The sequence below is a fragment of the Pseudaestuariivita rosea genome (assembly GCF_017592335.1).
Taxonomy (GTDB): Bacteria; Pseudomonadota; Alphaproteobacteria; order Rhodobacterales; family Rhodobacteraceae; genus Parasulfitobacter; species Parasulfitobacter rosea.
Window position 1 is genome coordinate 23,018 of record NZ_JACNMP010000037.1, and the last position, 8,204, is coordinate 31,221.

At 59.4% G+C, this 8,204-nt stretch carries 9 protein-coding genes; 5 read left to right on the forward strand and 4 right to left on the reverse strand.

Annotated elements, in window-relative coordinates; genetic code table 11:
- Positions 1-20: 20 nt before the first annotated feature.
- Positions 21-632 carry an SOS response-associated peptidase gene (locus H7848_RS17045; RefSeq protein WP_208353931.1) on the reverse strand — a complete coding sequence of 204 codons (612 nt, stop codon included), beginning with the start codon at positions 630-632 and terminating at the stop codon, positions 21-23.
- A gap of 2 nt (positions 633-634) precedes the next feature.
- Positions 635-1,342 (reverse strand): arylesterase, encoded by a 708-nt coding sequence (locus H7848_RS17050; protein WP_208353934.1) that lies wholly within the window; start codon positions 1,340-1,342, stop codon positions 635-637.
- Here H7848_RS17050 and H7848_RS17055 point away from each other — a divergent pair.
- Genes H7848_RS17055 through H7848_RS17065 form a run of 3 tightly spaced genes read left to right on the forward strand, consistent with a single transcriptional unit; the run spans position 1,341 to position 5,118 of the window.
- On the forward strand, positions 1,341-2,036 hold the full coding sequence (locus H7848_RS17055) for an ABC transporter ATP-binding protein (protein WP_208353936.1): 696 nt from the start codon (positions 1,341-1,343) through the stop codon (positions 2,034-2,036). The two genes, H7848_RS17050 and H7848_RS17055, sit on opposite strands and share 2 nt — an antisense overlap.
- Entirely contained in the window at positions 2,033-4,567 is a 2,535-nt protein-coding gene (locus H7848_RS17060; RefSeq protein WP_208353937.1) for an ABC transporter permease, read from the forward strand. The genes H7848_RS17055 and H7848_RS17060 overlap by 4 nt, the downstream gene beginning before the upstream one ends.
- Complete coding sequence (locus H7848_RS17065; RefSeq protein ID WP_208353939.1) at positions 4,564-5,118, forward strand: gamma-glutamylcyclotransferase family protein; 555 nt, start codon at positions 4,564-4,566, stop codon at positions 5,116-5,118. Before H7848_RS17060 ends, H7848_RS17065 begins: the two co-directional genes overlap by 4 nt.
- Positions 5,119-5,155: 37 nt before the next feature.
- On the opposite strand, the gene mscL is transcribed toward H7848_RS17065, so the two are convergent.
- The gene (gene mscL / locus H7848_RS17070; protein ID WP_208353941.1) at positions 5,156-5,557 is read right to left on the reverse strand and encodes a large-conductance mechanosensitive channel protein MscL; all 402 of its coding nucleotides are present in this window, start codon (positions 5,555-5,557) and stop codon (positions 5,156-5,158) included.
- A gap of 152 nt (positions 5,558-5,709) precedes the next feature.
- Between mscL and H7848_RS17075 the strand changes: the two genes are divergently transcribed.
- Complete coding sequence (locus tag H7848_RS17075) at positions 5,710-6,405, forward strand: glutathione S-transferase family protein (protein ID WP_208353943.1); 696 nt, start codon at positions 5,710-5,712, stop codon at positions 6,403-6,405.
- Between the two features lie 83 nt (positions 6,406-6,488).
- On the opposite strand, the gene trhO is transcribed toward H7848_RS17075, so the two are convergent.
- The gene (gene trhO, locus H7848_RS17080) at positions 6,489-7,400 is read right to left on the reverse strand and encodes an oxygen-dependent tRNA uridine(34) hydroxylase TrhO (protein ID WP_208353955.1); all 912 of its coding nucleotides are present in this window, start codon (positions 7,398-7,400) and stop codon (positions 6,489-6,491) included.
- A gap of 74 nt (positions 7,401-7,474) precedes the next feature.
- Between trhO and pncA the strand changes: the two genes are divergently transcribed.
- Positions 7,475-8,080 (forward strand): bifunctional nicotinamidase/pyrazinamidase, encoded by a 606-nt coding sequence (pncA, locus tag H7848_RS17085; RefSeq protein WP_208353944.1) that lies wholly within the window; start codon positions 7,475-7,477, stop codon positions 8,078-8,080.
- The last annotated feature ends 124 nt before the right edge of the window (positions 8,081-8,204 follow it).

Below are 8,204 nucleotides of genomic sequence, written 5' to 3' on the forward strand. Positions count from 1 at the left end.
AGGGATCATGGCGGATTCATTCACGACAAATCGAAGTCGGTCGCTTTTTCTACTGTCAACATCCCATCCGGAAACGGCCGCATCAGGTCAGCCGCAGCCTTGGTTGTGCCGCCCAGCCATGTGCCGAACTGGTCGGGTTGCAAAATGACGCCCATGCGGTGGTGAATGTCGCGCACGTCCGCCGAGGGCTCGCATGTCACGGTCGCAACCTGCGCGATCTGGGCACCGCCGGGCGCGGTCCAGACATCAAAGATCGCTGCAAAGGCCAGCATGGTGTAGTCTTTGCGATAAATGCGCCATACGGTTTTATGGCGTGTCTGACCTGTCCATTCATACCAGCCATCCGCAGGCACGATGCACCGCTGCACGCCTTCGAACGCAGATTTGTCGAACACCGTTTCCGACCGCGCGTTGATGATGGTCTCCATCACCGGCCGGCCACGGGCATTCACGCGCCCCACCGGGATCAAACCCCAACGCATGTGCTGCAGATAGCCATCATGGGCCACCAGTATCTGTTCCCCGGGCGCCACATTATGGCGGGGCGGATCAGCGACCAGCCCCTCGGCGCTGACACCCAAAAACTGCGTGATCCGCGCCAGATCCGAGGTCAGATAGAAGCGGCCCGGCATTGCTATTGAACGCTCTCCACCAGATCCAGCACCGCCGGGCCCACGGCCTGAACGATCACGGCGACGCCGTCGGCATTGGGGTGGATGCCATCGGGCTGCATATAGGCCGCGATGTCACCCAGATCATCGTTTTCTTCTTGAAACAGTGAAAACAGGCTGGGCCAGTACAGCGTTTCGAATTCCTGCGAAAGCTCAGGGTAAATGGCATCAAACTGCGTTTTGTAATCGGGCCCATAGTTCCCCGGCGCCTGAATGCCCACCAGCAAAACCTCGACCCCCGCGGCCCGTGCGGCCTCAAGAATACCACGGATGTTCGCGCGGGTCGTTGCCGGATCGATCCCACGCAACAGGTCATTGCCGCCTAGGGATACGATCATCGCGTCGACCTCGGGCGTCAGAGTCCAGTTCACGCGCGACAAACCCCCGGCCGAGGTATCGCCCGACACACCTGCGTTGATCATCTGCACATCGGCCCCCTGCCCCGCCAGCCAGCGTTCCAGCTGCGGCACCAGACCATCGTCAACAGGCAGACCATAGCCCTGCGTCAGGCTGTCACCCAGGGCTGCAACCGTCACGGTTTCTGCCTGCGCCGTTATCGGGAAAATCAGCGCAATTGCAAAGATCAGCTTGCGCGCACGGCCAATCGCCCCATATCCCGAAAGGATGCCCCCGAGGCCGAGCAACTTAAAACCCTGTGTGTACACTGTCATGACCGATCCTGTTCTTTCCCTTAATAATGCCGCGCTTTCGCTTCAGGGCAATGCGGGCCGTGTTGATATCCTTCACGATATCTCGATTGACGTCCAGCGGGGCGAAACGCTTGGGCTGGTGGGTCCGTCGGGGTCAGGCAAGTCATCGCTTCTGATGCTGATGGGCGGGCTTGAGCAGGCAACAGGTGGGTCCGTTATGGCCCTTGGACAAGACCTGACGGTCATGAATGAGGATGCGTTGGCCCGTTTTCGCCGTGATCACATGGGGGTGGTGTTTCAGTCGTTTCACCTGATCCCGACGATGACGGCCTTGGAAAATGTCGCCGTCCCGCTGGAATTGGCCGGAGCGCGCGATGCGTTTGACCGGGCCGAGGCCGAGCTTGCGACCGTTGGGCTGGGCCACCGCATGGATCATTACCCGTCCCAGATGTCGGGGGGTGAACAACAGCGCGTCGCCCTGGCCCGCGCGTCGGCGCCGCGACCCGACATTCTGCTGGCCGATGAACCCACGGGCAACCTGGATGGCGCAAATGGTGCGGCAATCATGGATCTGCTCTTTGGTCTGCGCGACCGGCATAATGCGACGCTGGTCATGGTCACGCATGCGCCTGAACTGGCTGCGCGCTGTGACCGTACCGTGCGTCTGATGGATGGGCGGATTGAGACCCCAGCCGAGATCAAGGTCGCCGAATGAGCATCCGCACAGCACGCCGCTTTGCCGCACGTGAGCTGCGCGGCGGATTGCGCGGTTTTCGCATTCTGCTGGCCTGTCTGGCCCTTGGTGTGGCCGCGATTGCCGCAGTCGGCACGATCCGCGAAAGCATCCAACAGGGGCTGCAGGCACGCGGGTCGGAACTGCTTGGGGGCGACGCGCAGATGGAGTTCACGTACCGCTTCGCGTCGGACGCGGAACTTGCCTGGATGGACGCAAACGCGCTGGCGGTGTCCGAGGTCACGGATTTCCGGTCGATGGCTGTCGTTGAGCGGGTTGACACCGTCGAACGCGGGCTGACGCAGGTGAAATCGGTCGATGATATCTATCCGCTGATCGGTCAGGTCACACTGGACCCCGCGATGCCGCTGGATCAGGCCGTTGCGGGGCGCAACGGGCTGCCGGGCGGCGTGATGGATCGCGTGCTGGTCGATCGCCTGGGTCTGCAGATCGGCGACCGTTTTCGCCTTGGCACGCAGGATTTCGTCCTGACCGCGCTGATCGCGTACGAACCTGACAGCGCCGCCGACGGCTTTGCGCTTGGCCCACGGACGATGGTGCGCACCGAAGATCTGGCCGACGCCGGGCTGCTGCAGGCAGGCACGCTGTTTTCGACGAAATACCGGCTTGATCTACCCGAGGGCACCGATTTGGCAGCGGCCGAGGCTGAGGCCGAAGGGTTGTTTGAAGCCACCGGAATGCGCTGGACCGATGCGCGCAACGGAGCGCCTGGGGTGCGAGAATTCGTTGACCGGCTTGGCGCGTTTCTGGTGCTGGTCGGACTGTCGGGGTTGGCCGTGGGCGGTGTGGGTGTGTCGGCCGCGGTCCGGTCTTATCTGGCGCGGAAGACCAGCGTGATTGCCACGCTGAAGACGCTCGGCGCGGACCGGCAAACGATTTTTCTGACCTATTTTATGCAGATCGGTGTGCTGACCGTGCTGGGCATCCTGATCGGGCTGACTCTTGGCGCAGGTGTACCGCTGCTGCTGTCCCCGCTGATTGAGGCACGTTTGCCTGTGCCTGCCGTCTTTGCGCTGCATCCGATGCCGCTGATTGAGGCGGCGATTTACGGGACGCTGGCGGCGATGGTCTTTACGCTCTGGCCCCTTGCGCGCGCCGATGACATCCGTGCCGCGACACTGTTCCGGGATGCTCTGGACGGGCGGCGGCATCTGCCCGGCCCGGGATATCTGGTGGCGATTACGCTGCTGCTAACGGTGTTGGTTGGTATTGCGATCTGGTTTTCCGGGACGGTGCGTCTGACGCTGTGGACGGCGGGCGGTATCGTCGGCGTGCTGATCGTGCTGGCCATTGTGGCCGCCGGGGTCCGCTATGGCGCGCGCTATCTGGCGCGGAGACCTTTGGCACGCGGTCGCACCGAGTTGCGGCTGGCGCTTGGGTCCATCGGTGGGCCACGAGACGAGGCGACCTCGGTCGTGCTGTCGCTTGGCCTGGGCCTGTCCGTTCTGGCCGCGGTGGGGCAGATCGACGGCAACCTGCGCAATGCGATCTCGGGCGATCTGCCAGAGGTCGCGCCAAGCTATTTCTTTGTCGATATCCAGAACGATCAACTGCCCGGCTTTCTGGACCGGCTGAACACCGATGAACAGGTCAGCAATGTGGAAACCGCGCCGATGCTGCGCGGCGTGATCACCCGCATCAACGGCCGCCCCGCGCAAGAGGTCGCGGGCGATCACTGGGTGATCACGGGCGACCGGGGTGTGACCTATGCCGCCGCCCAGCCCGAAAATACGACCGTCACGCAAGGGCAATGGTGGCCTGATGATTACACCGGTCCACCCCAGATCAGCTTCGCCGAAGAAGAAGCGCTGGAGATGGGGTTGCAGATCGGCGATGAGCTGACGGTCAATATCCTGGGCCGCGATATTGTCGCTGAAATCACCAGTTTCCGCGTCGTCGATTTCTCAACCGCCGGGATCGGCTTCGTCATGACGATGAACGAGGCCGCGCTAATCGGTGCGCCGCATACACATATCGCCACGGTCTATGCCGCCCCCGAAGCCGAGGCGCAGATTTTGCGCGATCTGGCCAGCCAGTATCCAAATATCACCGCGATCCGCGTGCGTGACGCGATTGATCTGGTCACGCAGGTGCTGGCGGGGATTGCGGCGGCAACATCTTATGGCGCCGGGGCGACGCTGTTGACCGGCTTCATGGTGCTGATCGGGGCGGCGGCGGCGGGCCAGGCCGCACGCACCTATGAAGCGGCAATTCTGAAAACCGTCGGCGCTGTGCGCAGACGGATTTTCAGCAGCTTCCTGTTACGCGCAGCCCTTCTGGGTGCGGCAGCAGGGATCATCGCCCTGGCCGCCGGTATTTCCGCAGGATGGGCCGTCAGCACGTTCGTTATGGAGACGGGTTTTACTGTCATGTGGACATCAGCCATATTGATCATCCTGGGCGGAATTGTTGCAAATGTGCTGGCCGGGTTGATCTTTACCATGGGACCACTGGCCGCCAAACCGTCACAGGTGCTAAGAGCACGGGAATGAGAGACAGTTTTTTTGGCTACGGGTCCCTGGTGAATGGATCCACGCACAACTATCCCGAGACCACCGCAACTCAGGTCACCGGATGGCGACGCGCCTGGCGCAGGGCCGAAGGGCGACCTGTTTCCTTTCTGACCGTTGTGCCTGATCCGAACACTGTGATTGAGGGGCTTGTGGCCACAGTACCGGGCGGCAACTGGACGGCGCTGGATGCGCGCGAGGCCTCTTATACCCGCGCCACTGCCAAGACCAACTGCGCGCGAGAAGTCGCGATTTATACGATCGAAGATGGATCGCATACTGCGCCGTGCGACGATCATCCGATCCTGCTGAGCTACGTCGATGTGGTGGTGCAGGGGTTTCTGCGCGAATTCGGAGAAGCGGGTGTCGATCGATTTATCGAAACCACATCAGGGTGGAATGGCCCCATTCTGAATGACCGCCCCGCCCCACGTTATCCACGCCACCAGACGTTATCACAGACTGAACGGGCGCTTGTAGATGACAGACTGACAGCCCTTGGCGCGCGGATATTACAGCACAGCACACCATGAGGTCCCGGATCAGGTCCGGGACCGCGCGTGGACAACCTTAGGTCGATTGTGCCTTTAGGGTGTCGCGGATTTCCATCAAAAGCTCTTCCTGGGTTGGGCCTTTGGGCTCTTCCGGTTTTTGCTCTTCTTCCTCTTTGACGCTTTCGCTTAGCCGGTTCACGCCCTTGACAAGCAGAAAAACAACCCAGGCAATGATCACGAACTTGATGATGGCATTGATGAAATTGCCATAGTTGAAGGCCGCTGCATCCTCACCTTCGCCAAGTGCAATTTTCATGCCTGAAAAATCGATCCCACCGACAAAAAGGCTGATGATCGGATTGACCAGATCATCAACAAGTGATGTCACAATCGCCGTGAAAGCCGCGCCCATAATGATGCCGACCGCCATATCCATGACATTGCCGCGGGCGATGAACTGCTTGAATTCGTTCAGCATTTTACATTTCCTCTACTGTTGACCATGGCGCTTTTTATTATGGTTTTAGTGCGCCTGTGCACAGTCATACCGCCATTTGCAAACAGGACTAAGCCTTTTTTCTGCGCAGGAATTCTTTACGTTTACCAAGAGCTTAGAACAGGAACATTCACGTGGCCGATCTTTCCGACTTTCCCATCACGCAGAAATGGGCGCCCGAAAACCCCGATATCATTCAACTCTATTCCTTCCCGACACCAAACGGGGTCAAGGTATCGATTGCGCTGGAAGAAATGGGATTGGCCTATGAACCACATAAGGTGACGCTGGCCGACGCCGACGTCAAAAGCCCCGAGTTTCTGTCGCTGAACCCCAACAATAAAATCCCTGCAATCATCGATCCTGATGGACCCGATGGGCCAATCGGGCTGTTCGAGTCCGGTGCGATTTTGCTGTACCTTGCAGGTAAGACGGGGCAGTTGCTTGGCAATGGTGCCACTGATCGGGCGAAGGTGACGCAGTGGCTGATGTTTCAGATGGGCGGACTTGGGCCGATGCTGGGACAGCTTGGATTTTTCTACAAATTTGCGGGCAGCGAGTGGGAAGATAAGCGGCCACAGGAACGGTACATCAGTGAAGGCAAGCGATTGCTGGCGGTTCTGGACAAGGAACTGGATGGGCGCGACTGGATTGCGGGTGATTATTCGATTGCCGATATTGCGATTGCACCCTGGCTGCGCGCGTTGGATTTCTATGGCGCGAAAGATGTTGTGGGCTGGGATGATCACAAAAACCTGGTTGCTTATCTGGACCGGTTTTTGGAGCGCCCCGCTGTTCGGAAAGGTCTGGTGATCCCACCCCGTGACTAAGCGGAGCGCGCTGGTCGCGCGCGTTTGGCCGCGCGTGCCGCGCTATTTTGCCTGCGGCGCGAGTATTTTTGCCAAGAAGAAGGTTAGTTTGGGGCTATGCCCAGGTGCCGTTCACCGCGGGCTTTGGCCAGGGTGATCTGTTTTTGGCGTTCTCGGAAGCGGGCTTTGTCGGCATCGCTTGTCTCATTGATGCATTGATGGCAGGACACGCCCGCCTCAAACTCTGGTTTGCGCAGGTCCTCTGGCAAAAGCGGGCGACGGCATGCGTGGCACAGGCGATGGGGGCCGATTTTCAGCCCGTGACCGACCGACACGCGATTGTCGAACACAAAACAATCGCCTTTCCAAGTGCTTTCATCGTGGGGGATGGTTTCGAGATATTTCAGGATACCACCCTTGAGGTGATAGACCTCATCAACGCCCTGCCCGATCAGGTAGTTTGTCGATTTCTCACACCGGATGCCACCGGTGCAAAACATCGCGATACGCTTGTTGTGGAAGCGGTCTTTGTTTTGTTGCCACCAATCGGGAAATTCACCGAAGCTTTTGGTTTCGGGGTCGATGGCGCCGTCGAATGTGCCGATGGCGACCTCATAATCATTGCGGGTGTCGATGACGACCACATCGTCTGACTGGATCAGATCGTTCCAGTCCTCAGGCTCAACATACCGGCCCACGGCGGCGATGGGATCGACGTCGGGCTGCTTCATGGTAACGATTTCACGCTTTAGCCGAACCTTGAGGCGCCCGAACGGCGGTTCATCAGACTGGCTTTCCTTCCACTCAAGATCGGCGCACCCGGGCAGGTCGCGCAGCACTGACAGGATGCCATCGATCCCCTGACGGCTGCCTGAAATCGTGCCGTTGATCCCCTCGGGCGCAATCAGAAGGGTGCCGGTGATCTGGTGATCCTGACAGGCCACCAACACCTGCGCACGCAATTGGGCGGGGTTCTGAAACCGGGTGAAATGATATAAGGCTGCGATAACGTACATAACGCCGGATTTAGGATATGGCATGGCGGGCTGACAACCCCCATTGACGTAAGAAAACACTGCAGGAGGCACGCATGAGACCGAAAAACGAAGCCCTGATCGTGATTGATGTGCAGAATGATTTCTGCCCCGGTGGCGCGCTGGCCGTGCCCGAAGGCGACCAGATCGTGCCGCTGATCAACGATATGCTGGGTGATTTCGCAGTGAAGGTCTTTACCCAGGACTGGCATCCGGCCGGGCATTCATCCTTTGCGTCCAGCCATGCGGCAAAACAACCATACGATATGATCCAGATGCCCTATGGGGCGCAGGTGCTTTGGCCCGATCACTGTGTTCAGGGGACCGACGGCGCGGCGTTTCATCCTGATCTACGGTCTGATCCAGCTAACCTGATCATCCGCAAAGGGTTTCGGCTGCAGGTCGACAGCTATTCGGCGTTCTTCGAAAACGATCAGACTACACCCACGGGGCTTGAGGGTTATCTGCGGACGCGTGGCGTGGATACGGTCACTCTGGTCGGTCTGGCCACGGATTTCTGCGTAAACTATTCGGCCCAGGATGCGGCCAGACTTGGGTTTAAGGTGGCGGTCGACCTGTCTGCCTGCCGCGCGATTGATCTGAACGGATCGCTGGATCAGGCACGTCAGGCGATGGAGAAAGCGGGCTGTATTCTGCGCTAGAGCGTGATGAAATCGACCTGAATCAAGGGGGATTCACATAGGCTTATTTTGCTGATTCACTGTCGCCGACCACAAGATGGAGGGCGAGCAGTGGGTAAGGCACTTTCGATGGACCTTCGGGAGA